The organism is Bradyrhizobium sp. Leo170 (assembly GCF_004296405.1).
Classification (GTDB): Bacteria; Pseudomonadota; Alphaproteobacteria; order Rhizobiales; family Xanthobacteraceae; genus Bradyrhizobium.
This window is the reverse complement of record NZ_PSRR01000205.1, coordinates 1-15441: the sequence shown is the minus strand read 5'-3', so window position 1 is coordinate 15441 and position 15441 is coordinate 1. Positions and strand designations below refer to the sequence as shown.

Genomic DNA, 15441 nt, shown 5'->3' with positions numbered 1-15441 from the left:
GGCGCGCGCACGATCGAGGCGTGGCTGCTCAGCCGCTACCACCCGCTGCTTTCGACCGAATTGGCCTGTCTCGGTCATCCGATTGGCGCCGCGATCGTGGCGATCGCCGGCGGCGGCGCGGCAAGCGTCTTCGCGCTTTGCCACGGCGCCGGCAACGGCATCCTGACCATTTCGCGCGGCACCCTCCCGCTCGCGATCTTCGGCGCGCAGAATTACGCCTACCGCCTCGGCATCATCGGCGCCCCGGCCCGGATGGCGCAGGCGGCGGCCCCGTTGCTGTTCGGGCTGTTGCTCGAGCGCATGGGCAATGGCATCCTGATCGTCTCCTCCGGGCTCAGTCTCGCGGCGCTCGGCGCACTGCTCCTGCTGCGCGACACCAAGCCGACACCACAATAGGCAGCCACTCCATCTGCTCCATCACTCATAAAACGCCGGTGCCATCTTCAGGCTATCGCGCTGGGCCTTGTCGTGATTGATCCAGAGTTGCGCCTTCTCTTTCGTGAGCGTCTCCGCGATCTTCTGCATCGAGGCCGTCGTCTGCTCCTTGCTGGCATTCATCGACGGCACCCGGCGGTTATCCCAGTTGTCCCTGAAGTGAACGGCGTCGCCCGAAAGTACGACCGCCCCGGTCTTCGGCAGTTTCACCAACAGCGACTGGTGGCCCGGCGTGTGCCCGGGCGTCGACAGGATCACCACATTGCCGTCACCAAACACATCGCGGTCGCCGTCCAGCTTGGTCACCGGATGCTCCGCCTTGAAGCGCGGCTGGTTGTCGGCACCGGGCCAATCATATTCGGCTTTCTGCACATAGAGCATCGCGGTCGGGAACATCTCCACATTGCCGATGTGGTCGGGATGGGTATGCGAGACCGCCATCGCCTTGATGTCGGACGGCTTCACGCCGATCTGGTCGAGCTGCGCGGCCAGCGTCTTGGGACGCCGCCAGGTCACCGCTTTCGGATCCGGCGGCACGAGCCCGTCGGGCATGCCCGCCACCGCGTCGGGAATACCGGTATCCCACAGGAACCACCCTTGCGCGTGCTTGATCAGATAGCAGTTGTCGACGAAATCCATCGACTTGCCTTCGTTGACACCGGGCGACCAGCGCGAGATGTCGCCCGCAACACCCTCTCCGCAATTGAGGATGTAAAGCTTCTCGACGCCGGGCTTTTCCGATTGGGCCCGCGCAGAACCCGCAGCCGCCGCAACCGACAGCAACACCACCGCAACACCGATTGTTGTCTTCACGTTCTGCTCCCTCGACCAATCGACCCCAGCGTTCGAGGAAGGAATATTACGTCATCGCCAGCGGCAATCGTCGCCATTGACGGTCTTTTGATCTCTCAAGCGGCGTGCGCCGGCTCGTGATGCGGACACGTCTCGACCTCGATCGTGACATGGCTGAGACCGTGCAGGCCGCCGAGGCGGCGCTTGTAGGTCGCGGGCGGCAGCGGATGGTCGGAGACAACCGAGATCACCGCCGCGTGATGGCCGGGACCGACCTGCCACAGATGCAGATCGGTGACGCGGTCGCCCTTGGTCTCGAGCCGGTCGCGAATGACCGCCTCGAGCTTCTTGTCGGCGCTGACGTCGAGCAGGATCGCCCCTGACGCCTTGATCAGGCCATAGGCCCAGCTCGCGATCACTGCGCTGCCGATGATCCCGACTGCCGGATCGGCCCACACCCACCCCGCGGACATCGCAACCAGCAGCGCCGCGATGGCGAGGATGGAGGTTGCGGCATCCGCCATCACGTGGACATAGGCCGCTCGAAGATTGTTGTCGTGATGGTGATGATGGTGGTCGTCATGGTCATGAGAATGGCCATGACCGTGATGATGGTCGTGGTCGTCTCGCAGCAGCCAGGCGCTGGTGAGGTTGACGGCAAGTCCGAGCACCGCAACCGAGATCGCCTCGCCATACGCAATGGACACCGGGTGCAGCAGCCGGTCCACGCTTTCCCAGGCGACCTGCACGGCGATCATCGCCAGGATGATCGCGCTGGCAAAGGCGGCGAGATCGCCGAACTTGCCGGTGCCGAAACTGAAGTGCGCGTTGCCCAACTGGCGCCGTGCGAACAGATAGGCCAGCCCGGCAATGCCCAGCGCCGCCGCATGCGTTCCCATGTGCCAGCCGTCGGCGAGCAGCGCCATCGAGCCGGACCACCACCCCGCCGTGATCTCCCCGATCATCATGACTGTGGTGAGCGCCACCACCAGCCAGGTGCGCCGTTCGTTATGGGCGTGCGTCGCTCCCAGGAACGCGTGATCGTGGGTCCACTGTTCGATCGAATGCGAATGCATGGTTCATCTCCAGATAGTCCGCCCGTCGAATATAGCGATTGCGACGGACGGCCGTTAGACTAGTTCCTCGGGCGCGAGTTTACAGGCGGCGCCGTCGGCCTCGACCTGCAGCGTCGCATGATGGATCTTGAAGCGGTGCGAGAGCTCCGTGCAGACGCGGTGCAGGAACGCATCGTCATGTCCGCCCGGCCGCACCAGATGGGCGGTCAGCGCCGTCTCGTTGGTGCTCATGGCCCAGATGTGCAGATCGTGCACCTCCGAGACGCCATCGAGCGTGCGCAGAAAATCCCTCACCTCGACCAGTTCGATGCCCCTCGGCACCGCATCGAGCGCGAGGTTGACGCTATCGCGCATCAGACCCCAGCCGCTGACCAGCACGACGATCGCGATGACGAGGCTGATCGCCGGGTCGATCCACAACCATCCCGTCGACATGATCAGCAGCGCGGCGATGACGACGCCCAGCGAGACGCTGGCATCGGCGGCCATATGGAGATAGGCGCCGCGGATGTTGAGATCGCCGTGCCGGCCGCGCATGAACAGCAGCGCCGTGCCGCCATTGACGAGGATGCCGAGCGCCGCGACCCAGACCACCGTCCAGCCCGCCACCTCGGCCGGCTCGCGCAGCCGGTTGACCGCCTCCACCGCGATGCCGCCGACCGCGACCAGCAGGAGCCCGGCATTGAACAGCGCGGCGAGGATCGAGGCGCGGCGATAGCCGTAAGTATGCGTCTCCGTCGGCCGCCTTCCCGCAAGCCACGCCGCGCCCCATGCCAGCAGCAGCGAGAACACGTCGGAAAGATTGTGGACGGCATCGGAGATCAGCGCCAGCGAATTGGCGGCATAGCCGAACACCAGCTCGGCGATCACGAAGGCGGTGTTGAGCGATGCGCCAATGGCAAACGCCCGGCCAAAATCATCCGCGGCATGGCTGTGCCCGGCAAGATCGTGCGCATGGGAGTGATCGTGATGATGATGCGCCATGGGAAGAATTTATAGCGCGCCGATTTACGAATACTATTACAGCAATTTCGCTGTCGTTCCGGCCTTGAGCCGGGACCCATAACCACCGCTGGCGATTGTTGAAGCGAGAAAACGTAGCCCGGATGGAGCGAAGCGTAATCCGGGACTATCTCGACGCGGATGGGCCGGCCCCGGATTGCGCTTCGCTCCATCCGGGCTACAACAGCCAGCCACTACTCGATCCCGCGGTTGAACTTGTTCGACTTCGGCAGGCCGTGCGCGAGGCGGCCGGCGTCGGCGCGGTTGCCACGCCAGTCGGCGAGCTCCTTCATGCTCATGCCGTGCTCGCGGCCGGCGGAGTCCTTCCAGGTCAGGCCCGCCTTGGAATCGAACACAGCGACGTCGGACAGCGAGGCGCTGGTGTATTTCTGCAACCGCACGCCGCGGCCGCGGGCCATTTCCGGCACCTGGTCGAGCGGGAACAGCACCATCTTGTGGTTGGTGCCGATGACCGCGACGGTGTCGCCCGCGACGGTTGCGAGCGTGCGCGCCTCGTTCGGCATATCGACATTCAGCACCTGCTTGCCCTTGCGGGTAGTGCCGACGCAATCGTCTTCGTTGACGACGAAGCCCTGCCCTTCGCTGCTCGCGACCAGGAATTTTCGGCCGCCCTTATTGACGAACAGCGAGACGATCGCGGCATCCTGCTCCATGTCGATGAACATGCGGATCGGCTCGCCATGGCCGCGGCCGCCCGGCAGTTTTGCCACATCGAGCGAATAGAATTTTCCGTTGGTGGCGAACAGCAGGAGCTTCGACGTGGTCTCGGCAAAGAAGGCATGATCGAGCTTGTCGTCGGTCTTGAAGGCAAGGCCCGAGAGATCGGCAACATGCCCCTTGAGCGTACGCACCCAGCCCTTCTCGGAGATCACGACGGTGACCGGCTCGCGCTCGACGAAGGCTTCCTCGATCGCGGCGAGATCATGCTCGGGCGCATCCGCAAACGTGGTACGGCGCTTGCCGAGCGGCGTCTTCGGCCCGAACATGTCGCGGACTTTCCGCACCTGCTCGCCGACCTTGGCCCATTGCTCGGTCTCGGAGCGGAGCAGCGACTCGATGCCCTTCAGCTCCTTGCGGAGATCCTTCTCCTCGGTCCGGATCTCGATCTCCTCCAGCTTGCGCAGAGAGCGCAGGCGCATGTTGAGGATGGCTTCGGCCTGGATCTCGGTGAGCTTGAAGGTCTTCATCAGCACCGGCTTCGGCTCGTCCTCCGTGCGGATGATCTTGATCACCTTGTCGATGTTCAGATAGGCGATCAGGTAGCCGCCGAGGATCTCGAGCCGGTTCTCGATCTGGCCCTTGCGGTAGTTGGAGCGGCGCACCAGCACATCGCGCAGATGGTCGAGCCACTCGCGAAGGCACTCGGCGAGGCCCACCACCTTGGGGATGCGGCCCTTGACCAGCACGTTGAGGTTCAGCGAAATCTTGCTTTCCAGCTCGGTCAGCCGGAACAGCGATTCCATCATCAGCTCAGGGTCGACCGTGCGTGACTTCGGCTCGATCACGAGACGGATGTCCTCGGCCGATTCGTCCCTGACGTCGCCGACCAGCGGCAGCTTCTTCTCGTTAAGCAGCTCGGCGATCTTCTCAACCAGGCGCGACTTCTGCACCAGCCACGGGATTTCGGTGATCACGATCACCCAGGTGCCGCGCGCACCCTCTTCCTGTTTCCAGCGCGCGCGGGTGCGGAACGAGCCGCGGCCGGTGGTGTAGGCCTCGGTGATCGCTTCCTTGGAATCGATGATGATGCCGCCGGTCGGGAAATCCGGTCCCTTGACCCACCGCAACAGGGCCTTCGACTTGGCGTCGGGCTTCTCGATCAGATGCAGCGCGGCGTCGCACAGCTCGGCGGCGTTGTGCGGCGGGATCGAGGTCGCCATGCCCACCGCGATGCCCTGCGAACCATTGGCGAGCAGGTTCGGGAAGCCGCCCGGCAGAACCACCGGCTCCTTCGACTGGCCGTCGTAGTTGGCGCGGAACTCGACGCCGTCCTCGTCGATGCCCTCGAGCAGCAGCCGCGCGACATCGGTCATGCGCGCTTCGGTGTAGCGGTAAGCGGCCGGATTGTCGCCGTCGATATTGCCGAAATTGCCCTGGCCATCGACCAGCGGGTAGCGCGAGGAGAAATCCTGCGCGAGGCGCACCATGGCGTCGTAGATCGCCTGGTCGCCATGCGGATGGAACGAGCCCATCACGTCGCCGACGATCTTCGCCGATTTCTTGAACGGCGAGCCCGGATCGAGCCGCAGCAGCCGCATCCCGTAAAGGATACGCCGATGCACCGGCTTCAGCCCGTCCCGGGCGTCCGGCAGCGCGCGATGCATGATGGTCGAGAGCGCGTAAGCGAGATAGCGCTCTTCCAGCGCATCACGCAGCGGTACCTCGTGAACCTCAGGCGGTTCCGGCGGAATCAGTGCTTTTCCCATGCCGACGGGTTAACCGCTTCGGGCGAATCGGGCAAGAATCGATTCGGCACCATACCCTGCGGAAAAAGCCCGATTTTTCAGCCTGCGCCCGCCAGGGTCGCGGGATCGGGCGTGGCATGGCCGTCTGTGATGGTGAACTGCGGGATATGGCCGAGCCCGGTCACGAGAGCGGCATCCGCGCCCAGCGCCTTCTTCCACTCGTGCCCCTCGGTCAGGATCACACCGACACCGACGACCTCGGCGCCGGCCTGCCGCACCAGCTTCAAGGTCGCAGCCAGGCTCGAGCCGGTCGCCACCACGTCATCGACCACGACGACCCGCCTGCCCTTCAGAAGCGGGATCGCCCGGCGGTCGAGGAGAAGGCGCTGCGAGCCGGATGAGGTCACCGATTGCACATATTCGACCAGCGCGTCGCCCAAATGAATCTTCGGTGACTTCTGCACGATAACATATTGGTCGAGCCCGAGATGGCGCGAGACTTCGATCGCGACGGGAATGCCGAGCGTCGCCGCGCCGACCACGATGTCCGGCTCCTTCTCCTTCAGCCGCGCGGCCAGCGCCTTTCCGATCCGATCACCGAAGCCGACGCCCATGTCGATCACCATCAACAGCGAAATCGCCAGACGCTCGTTGATGGCGACGAGCGGCAGCTCCGTCGGCTCGCCGCCGATATCGACGGTATAGGTGGCGGGTATGAGTGCGCTCATGTGGTCCTGCCCCGGTTTGTCAGAGGAAAGTCGGTCTGGATGGTGAGCCAGCCGATGTCGCGCCAGCTCGTGCGCGCCATCTTAGGGTCGAAGCCGTAGATCGACAGCGCCAGCGCAATCGTCTCGGCCATGCGGAACGTCTGCACCATCAGCGGCACGCCGCGCGCCAGCGCGTAGAGGATGCGCCGCGGCAGCGGCCCGCGGTCGAGCTCGAGGCCGCGCGCCCGCTGGGTTTCGCCGATGCTGTAAAACTCCTCGCGCATCAGCGGGATCATGCCGATCACGAGCACCAGCACCAGCGTCAGTGAACCCGGCAACCGCAGCCGGCTGCAGGCCGCGAGCAGCGTGCCGGCCGAAGTGGTCTCGATCGCGACGAAGAAACTGCCGGTGGTCGCGATCAGGCGGAATGCCATGCGCAGCGCATCATCCATCGCAGCGGCGAGCGGCGTCCCGTTCCAGACGAAGCTCAAGGTCCAGCTCAGTGTCACCAGGCCGCCGACCAGCGCCATCAGTTTCAGATAGCCTTTGGTCTGCGGCAGCCGGCAGGCGATCACGACCGCCAGCACGATCGCGGCGAGCAAGCCGGCAACGAACGCGCTGCCGGCGACCCAGCCGAGCGATGACAGCACCAGCGCCACCAGCAATTTGACGAACGGATTGATGCGATCAAGCCGATGCACGGTGGCCTCCTCCGATCGACGCCGCATTGCGATCCGGGCGCGGCCAGCCGCGGCGCGCGAATACGTCCGAAGACCAGGCCGCCACGGTCGTCCCGTCGAAGGCCAGCCGGCCATCCTCCAGGATCAGCACGCGGTCGGCGGCGCGGTCGACAAGCTGCAGGTCGTGCGAGACCAGGAGCGCCGCACAGCCCGGCGTGCGGCAGCGGTCGAGGAAGGCCAGCACGCCGGCACGCGAGACGCTATCGCAGGCGATCAGCGGCTCATCCAGGATCACGACCGACGGTGCGGTCGCCTCGATGCAGACCAGCGCCAGCATCAATTGCTCGCGCGCCGACAGCGCGAATGGCGAAAGCTCCGCGCGATCGGCGAGGCCGACGCCCTTCAGAAGCTCGATCGCCCGCTCGCGATGCGCAGCCACGGCCTTGGCGCCGGCATCGCCGCCGGACAGCGAGAACACGACCTCCTCCACGACCGAGAGCAGGAAGAACATCCGCCGCAAGTTCTGCGCGACATAGCCGATCTCGCGCGCCCGCTGCGCGATGGTCCAGCCGGCGCTATCGCGGCCGCCGATCTCGATCGCTCCGCCGGCCGCCTTCTGCAGGCCGAGCAGCGTGCGCATCAGCGTCGTCTTGCCGGCGCCGTTGCTGCCAATCAGCCCCGCCACCTCGCCTTTTCCAAGCGAAAGCTCGATCGACCGCAGCACCGGCTCGCCGTTCGGACGGCGGAGCGTACTCGAAAGCTGCTTGACCGAGAGCGCCGCGTCCGACTGTGCCGGCTGCACCACAGCCCGAGGCACCGGCGGCGCAAAGGGCGGCTCGATACCGGCGACCGCATACGGCGTGGTAGCGCGCACGGCCGCCTGCCAGGGCAGATCGTCGACGATGCCGCCCTCCTTCAGGAACACCACGCGATCGGCCACATCATCGAACCAGGCGAGATCCTGCTCGGCGATCAACAGCGTCAGCTTCGTTCTCTTAAGCTCGCGCAGGATTCCGATCATGCGCAGCCGCGCGTCAGGATCGAGCCCGCTGGTCGGCTCGTCCAGGATCAGTACATCCGGCTGCCAGACCAGCGCCGAGGCGAGCGCCGCAATCCGTCGTTCGCCGCCCGAGAGCGTGCGCACCGTGCGCCCGATCAGCCGGCCGATATTCATCTGCTCGATCACGCTGCCGACGCGCGTGCGGATCTCCGCCTGCGCCACGCCGCGGTTCTCCAGCGGAAAGGCGATCAGATCCTCGACGGAAAGGTCCCAGACCTGGTCCTCGACCGATTGCAGCACGAGGCCGACGCGGCGAAACAAGTCGCTGCCGCCGATTGCCCCGAGATCGGTGCCGTCAAGCGATACCGCGCCCTGCATGTGGTGAGGCCGGATCAGCTTCGGAATGAGACCGGCCGCGACCGCAAGCAGCGTCGATTTTCCCGAACCGCCCGCCCCCGTCACAATCGTGGTGCTGCCGGCTTCGAGACAGAGGTTGATATCGGACAGCACGTGAGCGTCGGCCCGAAAGCCGACGCTCACCCCACGCAGATCAAGCATCAAGTAGCGCTCCCGAAGGGCGGTCAAAACCGGTGCAGCGTGCCCCGGCTGATGCCGGCAAGCAGCCTTGCGCCGGGACGTACCAGCAGCGGCGTTCCGATCACCATCGGCACGATGTCGGACAGGCCGATATAGAGCATCGCATACCAGAACGGGAAAATGCCGAGCACCGCCAGACTCGCCGACACCGCCGCCACCATGATGATGCCGACCACCGCGCAGATCACCGCTATCTTGAGCAGCACCGGCATCGACAGGTCGAAATTGGTCTTGCGCAGATTGACCAGCATCGGCGGCACGGCGCCCGTGAGTCCGACCATGATGCCGTCGACAACAAGCGAATGCGCGGGAATGAAGGTGCCGGCGAGCAGCGACCAGACGATGGTGCCGATATAGCCGCAGATGAACCCGCTCTTCGGCCCGAGCAGAAGCCCGATCAAGGGCGGCAGGAACGCGAAGATGCGCCACTGGATCACGCCCGGCACGAGCTGGATCGGATTGGCGTAGGCCCACAACACGCCCGTCGCCACGCCGCAGACGACCGCAAGGACGATGGGAAAGAAACCGACCGAGTCGGATTCGCTGTAGGTGATTTGCGTACTCATTGCATGCTCCCCGTCATGAGTTTGCCCTGAGATTCTTCAGGCAAGTTTCGGGCCATGCGGCATGGAACGGGCCGAGGGTTGCACGCAATAGAACCACCATGTGTAGGTTGGCAATTTCGGCGCGCATTGCCGTCAGGACGGGGTGACCGCGATCCGGGCCCGACGGCGCACCACCGCGTTGATGAAGCCGTCCCTGGCGTCGGAATGCCCCTGCCCGCGCGGCTCGAGCACGTTGCGCAGGAGGAAGCGGCCGGTGAGCGCAAAGCCGTCGAGCAGGTCCTGGTCCGAGCAGGCGCCCGCGCCGTCATCGTCATCGCGCAGGAAGGGCGGCAGCCGCATCAGGCGGTCGCGCCAGGGTTCGCCGGCGGCGCGCGATACCGCCCCGCCCGATTTCGGCGAGACGTAGACCAGTTCGGAGGTCGCGCCGGTCGCCGCGCAGTTCGAGAGGTCGAGCCCGAAGCCGAGTTCGGCCAGCATCGCCAGCTCGAAGCGGATGAGATGGATAGCGGCACCGCCGGCATCCTCGAAATCATCCAGCGTCCGCTCCAGCATCTCGTAGATGTCCTGGTGCGGATCGCGTTCCGGCAACAGCCGCGCCAGCGAAGCCAGATGGGTGACGCCATAAACGGCATGCGATGACGCGAGCAGGTTCGCCGCGCGCAGCCGCGTGCCGTCGAGCTGGTAATAGCCGAGATGCTCGTCGAGCCGCGCCCGCCACATCGCGGTGACGCTGTTGCCGGGCTGCAGCAGCGGCCGCATCCGCGCGCTGGCCCCACCGCGCACCAGGCCGAGATGGCGGCCGTGCTCGCGCGTCAGGAGCTCGACAATGGCGGAAGATTCGCCATGCCGCCGCACCCCGAGCACGATGCCCTCGTCGGTCCATTCCATGGGGTGGAGAGTAGCATGTAGGGTGGGCAAAGCCACGCGGGCTACGCGTTGAACCAGCCGTGGGCGTCGCCGGTGAAGGAGAAATAGAGCCCCGCCGCCGTCAGCGCACAGGAGATCACCTCGACGCCGCTGTCGAGCTGGATGCCGGTGCTGCCGATCACCTGCAACAGCGAGATCACCGACAGCAATAGCACCGCCGCCAGCACCCAGCGCGGCCAGTTCTTGCGGTGCTGCGCCGCCAAATAGACGAAGTAGACCAGCAGCAGGATCAGGCCGGCCTGCATCCAGGTGACGACCGTGATCATCTGCTCGGTCATCTCGCCACCCGGGGTGCGGTCCTGGAACGCCACCGACAGCGCGTCCAGCGTCAGCGACAGATACAGCAGCACCTCGAACAGAAGCACGTTTCTGGGTACTTTCATCGGAAGAGCCCGATCATTCCTTGGGAAACTCCAGTCCCATTTCCCGGTAGCGGTCGGGATCGTCGCCCCAATTTTCGCGCACCTTGACGAACAGGAACAGATGCACGGGAACGCCCGTGATCTCGGCGATCTCCTTCCGCGCCTCCGCGCCGATCGACTTGATCGTGGCGCCGCCCTTGCCGAGCACGATCTTGCGCTGGCTCTCGCGCTCGACAAAGATCGTCTGCTCGATGCGGATCGACTTGTCGTTGCGCTCGGTCCAGCTATCGGTCTCCACCGTCGATTGGTACGGCAGCTCCTGGTGGAGCTTTTGGTAGATCTTCTCCCGCGTGATCTCGGCCGCCAGGTGCCGCATCGGCGCGTCCGACATCTGGTCCTCGGGATAGAGGAACGGCCCGGCGGCCACCATGCTTGCCAGCGCCCTGCGCAGATCGTCCACACCATCGCCTGACAACGCCGAGATCATGAAAGTGTTCTCGAACCGCAGGCGGTCATTGGCGGTCTTCGCCAGCGCCAGCAGTTTTTCGCGCGGCACCAGGTCGATCTTGTTCAGCACCAGGATCTTCGGATGGGCGACGCTATCGAGCTTGGCGAAGATCGCCTCGGCTTCCGCATCGATGCCGGACTTGGCATCGAGCAGCACGCAGACGAGGTCGGCGTCATGCGCCCCGCTCCAGGCAGTCGACACCATGGCGCGGTCCAGCCGCCGCCGCGGCGCAAAGATGCCGGGCGTGTCGACCAGGATAATCTGCGCATTGCCCTCGATCACGATGCCGCGGATCAGCGCGCGCGTCGTCTGCACCTTGCGCGAGACGATGGTGACCTTCGAGCCGACCACCGCGTTGACGAGCGTCGACTTGCCGACGTTCGGCGCCCCGATCAGGGCGACGAAGCCGCAACGCGTCCCGGCCGGATCGGCCTCCGCCCTCGACTCAGCCGTCATGACTGCCGGCGCCTTCGCGGGCGATCATTGCGGACGCCGCCGCCTTCTCCGCCGCGCGCTTGTTCGGGCCGACGCCTTCGGCCGGCGCCAAGCCCGGCAGATCGACGGCAACGCGGAATTGCGGATCGTGATGCGGCCCGGTGCGTTCGACCTCGCGGTAGACGGGCGTCGGCAGGCCCCTGCTCTGCGCCCATTCCTGTAGCATGGTCTTGGGATCGCGCAGCGGCCGGCGGAGCTTGCGCATCCGGTCGATCCAGTTCCGCTCGACGAATTTCGCCGCGGCCTCGTAGCCGCCGTCGAGGAAGATCGCCCCGATCACGGCCTCGCAGACGTCGCCCAGCACGGATTTGCGCAACCGTGCCCCCTCGACCGCCTTGACCATGCCGAGCTTGATGTCGTCGAGCAGGCCGAGTTGCTCTGCGACGTCGGCGCAGCTTTCCTTGCGCACGAGATCGGCGAGACGCTTCGACAATTCGCCCTCGTCCGCGCGTGGATGGGCGCGATAGAGCATGTCGGAGATGATCAATCCGAGCACATGGTCGCCGAGGAACTCAAGCCGCTGGTAGCTGTCGGCGCGGTGGCGGGTGGCCGGCTTCAGCGCGGAAACATGGGTGAACGCCGTCATCAATAGCGCCGGATCCGAGAACTTGTAGCCGATACGCGCCTCGGTTGCAGCGACCGCCTCCTTCTCGGCGACCGCCTTGCTGGCCTTGCTGCGCTTCTTCTTCGGCGCAGCGGTGCCGACCGCGTCGGGCTGCTCGCTCGGCTCGCCGGCAGTCGGAAGACTCTGGATGACAGGCGTATCGTCTTTCATCGCACGATGGTGAATAGGCGATTCCAGCGCACCGCGGTCGGCCAACGCCAGAACATCCAGGCGTGCTCCCCCTCGCCGATCGAGAAGAAGATCATCTGCGCGCGGCCGACGAGGTTCTCGAAGGGCACGTAGCCCACCGCCGACAGCACGCGGCTGTCGGTCGAATTGTCGCGATTGTCTCCCATCATGAAGAAGTGGCCGGCCGGCACGGTGTAGACATTGGTGTTGTCGTAGAAGCCATTGTCGACGCAATCCAGCGTCTCATAGCTGACGCCGTTGGGCAGCGTCTCCTTCCAGCGCTTGACGCGTGCGGTCGCCTCGGATCCGCAGGGGTCCTCGCCGATGAAGTCGCTGAGCCGCTCGCGCTTGATCGGGACGTCGTTGATGTAGAGCAGCCCTTCCTTCATCTGGATGCGGTCGCCGGGCAACCCGATCACGCGCTTGATGTAGTCGGTCGAATCATCCTTCGGCAGGCGGAAGACGACGATGTCGCCGCGGTTCGGCTCCGAGCCGAAGATGCGGCCGGAGAACAGGGGCGGCGACAGCGGGATCGAGTAGTGGCTGTAGCCGTAGGAATATTTCGACACGAACAGGTAGTCGCCGACCAGCAGCGTCGCCTTCATCGAGCCGGACGGGATGTTGAAGGGCTGGAACAGGAAGGTACGGATCACGAGCGCGATGATCAGCGCATGGATGACGACCCGGACTGTCTCGCCGAGGCCGCTTTCGGATTTCGTCCCTGTGGTCACGCTCATCGCTTTCCCAATTCCCGCAACTGCCTTAACTGCGCGGTGGCAGAACGCGCTCCTCACGCGAATCGCGCTTTCCGCGTTCGCGTCACGAAGATGTTCCTACGTCTGGTGTAGAGAGCAAGTCCCGGCGCGAACCCGAATTTGCCCTGGCTCGGTTTACCCTGCGGCGTTTTAGACGGTTGTTACGGGGCGCGCAATCAAGAGCCACGTTAAAACTTCATAATCAATTGAAAAATCAACGATTTTTTAGTTTTACCCGATTCCGGAGCGCCGCACTGTCCACCGACTCAAGGTTTGGCCGGTGCGACCGCCGAAATTATGACGAAGGCCTGCGCGAGCGGCCAGTCGTCGGTGATCGAAAGGTCGATCTGCGCCTCGAGTCCATCAGGGGTGATTTGCTTGAGCCGCTCCAGTGCCCCGCCGGTCAACCGCATGGTCGGGCGCCCCCCGGGCAGGTTCTCCACCCCCATATCGCGCCACCAGACGCCGCGCATGATCCCGGTACCGAGCGCCTTGGCACAGGCCTCCTTGGCGGCGAAACGCGTGGCATAGGTCGCGACCACCATCTTCTCGCTGTTGGCGCGGCGCAGCGCCTTGGCGCGCTCGACGTCGGTGAAGATGCGATCGAGGAAACGGTCGCCGTGGCGCTCGATCACCTTGGCGATCCGGGTGATGTCGATCAGGTCGGAGCCGATGCCGAGGATCATGCCGCGCCCGCACCCTCGATCGCCTTGCGGCCACGGTCCATCGCCTCGCGCATGGCGCGGACGGTCTCCTTCAAGCCGACCAGGATCGCCTCGCCGATCATGAAGTAGCCGATATTGAGTTCCCTGATCTCGGGCAATGCCGAAATCGTCTCGGCTGTGTCATAGTCGAGCCCGTGGCCGGCATGGACCTCGAGCCCGGCCGCCTGCGCCATTTTGGCGCCTTCGACGATGCGCCGCCACTCGGCTTCCGCTTTTTCCCTGTCGCCGTCGACCACGGCATCACACCAGCCACCGGTGTGGATCTCGATTACCGGCGCCTTCAACTTCGCCGCCATTTCGATCTGCCGGGGGTCGGCGGCGATGAACAGCGATACCCGGATGCCGGCGTCGCTCAGCCGCGCGATGAACGGGGCCAGGGCATTATGCTGGCCGACCACGTCCAGCCCGCCCTCGGTGGTAAGCTCCTGCCGCCGTTCCGGCACCAGGCAGACCGCATGCGGCTTGGTGGCGAGCGAAATCCGGAGCATGTCGTCGGTCGCCGCCATCTCGAAATTGAGGGGCTTTGATATCTCCGCCTTCAGCCGCGCCATGTCCTCATCGCGGATGTGGCGCCGGTCCTCGCGCAGATGCGCGGTGATGCCGTCGGCACCGGCCTCGATGGCCAAGAGCGCCGCGCGCACCGGATCGGGCCGCGCCCCGCCCCGCGCATTACGCAGCGTCGCGACGTGATCGACATTGACTCCAAGGCGGAGCGGCGGAACGGGCATGATGTAACTCGCTGCCAGAAAACCTAGACCGTCATGCGCGGGCTCGACCCGCGCATCCATCTTCTTGAAAAGATGGATTGCCGGGTCAAGCCCGGCAATGACGATGACCTACCCATTGACGCGCTCGACCCGTGCGACCACGGCCTTCGCGCGCAACTGGGCGAGAATAGCGCTCAAATGCTTGAGGTCATAGACCTCGAGGTCGATGGTCAGCTCGGTGAAGTCAGGCGAGCGGCGCGACATGTGGATGTTGTCGATGTTGCCGTCATGCTCGGCGATCACGGTCGCGATCTGCGCGAGGCTGCCGGGCTCGTTGACGTTGTGGACCAGGATGCGCGCCGGGAAGCGCTGCGGCATGGTCTCGTCGATGTCCCAGCGCACATCGAGCCAGCGCTCGGGCTCGTCCTCGAAATCCTTCAGCGCCGGCGACTGGATCGGATAGATCGTGATCCCCTCGCCCGGCGTCACGATGCCGACAATGCGGTCGCCCGGCACCGCGCCGCCGTTCGGCGCGAACTTGACCGGCAATTCGGAATTGATGCCGCGCACCGGGATCACCGAAGCCGCGCGCGCCGGATGCGGCGGCGTCTGCGCCTTGGCGGCAAGCGCCTTCCTGGTGCCGTAGCGCACCAGCCGCTCTTCCTTGTAATCCGGATACATCGCGCGCGCGACGTCGGAGGCTTTCAGTTCGCCACGGCCGACGGAAACCAGGACATCCTCGATCGAGGTGCGCGCCAGCCGCGGCAATGCGCCTTTCAGCTTGTCGTCGGCGTATTCGATCTTGGCGCGGGCGAACAGGCGGTCGATGATACGACGGCCGAGCCCGGCATATTGGTCGCGCACCGCGGCGCGGGTGGCGCGCCGGAT

At 65.2% G+C, this 15441-nt stretch carries 16 protein-coding genes and 1 pseudogene; 1 reads left to right on the top strand and 16 read right to left on the bottom strand.

Going from position 1 to position 15441, the window contains the following annotated elements; translation table 11 throughout:
- Window positions 1-396, top strand: a pseudogene (locus CWO89_RS28180) (MFS transporter); the annotation flags it as partial.
- 21 nt (window positions 397-417) lie between these two features.
- On the opposite strand, the gene CWO89_RS28175 reads toward CWO89_RS28180, so the two are convergent.
- The 16 genes from CWO89_RS28175 to CWO89_RS28100 all read right to left on the bottom strand — a co-directional run.
- Window positions 418-1248, bottom strand: a complete 831-nt coding sequence (locus CWO89_RS28175; RefSeq protein ID WP_130581858.1) for an N-acyl homoserine lactonase family protein — start codon at window positions 1246-1248, stop codon at window positions 418-420.
- A gap of 95 nt (window positions 1249-1343) precedes the next feature.
- Window positions 1344-2303, bottom strand: coding sequence for a CDF family Co(II)/Ni(II) efflux transporter DmeF (gene dmeF / locus CWO89_RS28170; RefSeq protein ID WP_130581857.1), 960 nt, complete (start codon window positions 2301-2303; stop codon window positions 1344-1346).
- Between the two features lie 54 nt (window positions 2304-2357).
- Window positions 2358-3287 (bottom strand): cation diffusion facilitator family transporter, encoded by a 930-nt coding sequence (locus CWO89_RS28165; RefSeq protein ID WP_130581856.1) that lies wholly within the window; start codon window positions 3285-3287, stop codon window positions 2358-2360.
- A 212-nt stretch (window positions 3288-3499) separates the two neighbouring features.
- Window positions 3500-5752 carry a DNA topoisomerase IV subunit A gene (parC, locus tag CWO89_RS28160; RefSeq protein WP_130581855.1) on the bottom strand — a complete coding sequence of 751 codons (2253 nt, stop codon included), beginning with the start codon at window positions 5750-5752 and terminating at the stop codon, window positions 3500-3502.
- A gap of 77 nt (window positions 5753-5829) precedes the next feature.
- Window positions 5830-6459: a phosphoribosyltransferase family protein gene (locus tag CWO89_RS28155; protein WP_130581854.1), complete on the bottom strand. Its 630-nt coding sequence runs from the start codon at window positions 6457-6459 to the stop codon at window positions 5830-5832.
- Window positions 6456-7139 carry an energy-coupling factor transporter transmembrane component T family protein gene (locus tag CWO89_RS28150; RefSeq protein WP_165421376.1) on the bottom strand — a complete coding sequence of 228 codons (684 nt, stop codon included), beginning with the start codon at window positions 7137-7139 and terminating at the stop codon, window positions 6456-6458. Before CWO89_RS28150 ends, CWO89_RS28155 begins: the two co-directional genes overlap by 4 nt.
- Complete coding sequence (locus tag CWO89_RS28145; protein ID WP_130581852.1) at window positions 7126-8676, bottom strand: ABC transporter ATP-binding protein; 1551 nt, start codon at window positions 8674-8676, stop codon at window positions 7126-7128. Before CWO89_RS28145 ends, CWO89_RS28150 begins: the two co-directional genes overlap by 14 nt.
- 23 nt (window positions 8677-8699) lie before the next feature.
- On the bottom strand, window positions 8700-9281 hold the full coding sequence (locus CWO89_RS28140; RefSeq protein ID WP_130581851.1) for an aminotriazole resistance protein: 582 nt from the start codon (window positions 9279-9281) through the stop codon (window positions 8700-8702).
- A gap of 132 nt (window positions 9282-9413) precedes the next feature.
- Entirely contained in the window at window positions 9414-10169 is a 756-nt protein-coding gene (gene recO / locus CWO89_RS28135; RefSeq protein WP_130581850.1) for a DNA repair protein RecO, read from the bottom strand.
- Between the two features lie 41 nt (window positions 10170-10210).
- The gene (locus CWO89_RS28130; RefSeq protein ID WP_130581849.1) at window positions 10211-10591 is read right to left on the bottom strand and encodes a hypothetical protein; all 381 of its coding nucleotides are present in this window, start codon (window positions 10589-10591) and stop codon (window positions 10211-10213) included.
- A 13-nt stretch (window positions 10592-10604) separates the two neighbouring features.
- Entirely contained in the window at window positions 10605-11534 is a 930-nt protein-coding gene (gene era, locus CWO89_RS28125; protein WP_130581848.1) for a GTPase Era, read from the bottom strand.
- The gene (gene rnc, locus CWO89_RS28120) at window positions 11524-12348 is read right to left on the bottom strand and encodes a ribonuclease III (protein ID WP_130581847.1); all 825 of its coding nucleotides are present in this window, start codon (window positions 12346-12348) and stop codon (window positions 11524-11526) included. Before rnc ends, era begins: the two co-directional genes overlap by 11 nt.
- A complete protein-coding gene (lepB, locus tag CWO89_RS28115; protein WP_130581846.1) occupies window positions 12345-13103 on the bottom strand; it encodes a signal peptidase I in 759 nt (252 codons plus the stop codon). Before lepB ends, rnc begins: the two co-directional genes overlap by 4 nt.
- Window positions 13104-13387: 284 nt before the next feature.
- Window positions 13388-13807, bottom strand: a complete 420-nt coding sequence (gene acpS / locus CWO89_RS28110; protein WP_130581845.1) for a holo-ACP synthase — start codon at window positions 13805-13807, stop codon at window positions 13388-13390.
- On the bottom strand, window positions 13804-14574 hold the full coding sequence (locus CWO89_RS28105; RefSeq protein WP_130581844.1) for a pyridoxine 5'-phosphate synthase: 771 nt from the start codon (window positions 14572-14574) through the stop codon (window positions 13804-13806). Before CWO89_RS28105 ends, acpS begins: the two co-directional genes overlap by 4 nt.
- Before the next feature lie 108 nt (window positions 14575-14682).
- The coding region (locus tag CWO89_RS28100; RefSeq protein WP_130581843.1) for a RelA/SpoT AH/RIS domain-containing protein at window positions 14683-15441 on the bottom strand (759 nt) is incomplete at its 5' end.

Bases quoted from the DNA above. Each gene is read 5' to 3' on its own strand.
- dmeF (WP_130581857.1), bottom strand. From the start codon at position 2,303: ATGCATTCGCATTCGATCGAACAGTGGACCCACGATCACGCGTTCCTG.
- CWO89_RS28165 (WP_130581856.1), bottom strand. From the start codon at position 3,287: ATGGCGCATCATCATCACGATCACTCCCATGCGCACGATCTTGCCGGG.
- parC (WP_130581855.1), bottom strand. From the start codon at position 5,752: ATGGGAAAAGCACTGATTCCGCCGGAACCGCCTGAGGTTCACGAGGTA.
- CWO89_RS28155 (WP_130581854.1), bottom strand. From the start codon at position 6,459: ATGAGCGCACTCATACCCGCCACCTATACCGTCGATATCGGCGGCGAG.
- CWO89_RS28145 (WP_130581852.1), bottom strand. From the start codon at position 8,676: ATGCTTGATCTGCGTGGGGTGAGCGTCGGCTTTCGGGCCGACGCTCAC.
- CWO89_RS28140 (WP_130581851.1), bottom strand. From the start codon at position 9,281: ATGAGTACGCAAATCACCTACAGCGAATCCGACTCGGTCGGTTTCTTT.
- recO (WP_130581850.1), bottom strand. From the start codon at position 10,169: ATGGAATGGACCGACGAGGGCATCGTGCTCGGGGTGCGGCGGCATGGC.
- CWO89_RS28130 (WP_130581849.1), bottom strand. From the start codon at position 10,591: ATGAAAGTACCCAGAAACGTGCTTCTGTTCGAGGTGCTGCTGTATCTG.
- era (WP_130581848.1), bottom strand. From the start codon at position 11,534: ATGACGGCTGAGTCGAGGGCGGAGGCCGATCCGGCCGGGACGCGTTGC.
- rnc (WP_130581847.1), bottom strand. From the start codon at position 12,348: ATGAAAGACGATACGCCTGTCATCCAGAGTCTTCCGACTGCCGGCGAG.
- lepB (WP_130581846.1), bottom strand. From the start codon at position 13,103: ATGAGCGTGACCACAGGGACGAAATCCGAAAGCGGCCTCGGCGAGACA.
- acpS (WP_130581845.1), bottom strand. From the start codon at position 13,807: ATGATCCTCGGCATCGGCTCCGACCTGATCGACATCACCCGGATCGCC.
- CWO89_RS28105 (WP_130581844.1), bottom strand. From the start codon at position 14,574: ATGCCCGTTCCGCCGCTCCGCCTTGGAGTCAATGTCGATCACGTCGCG.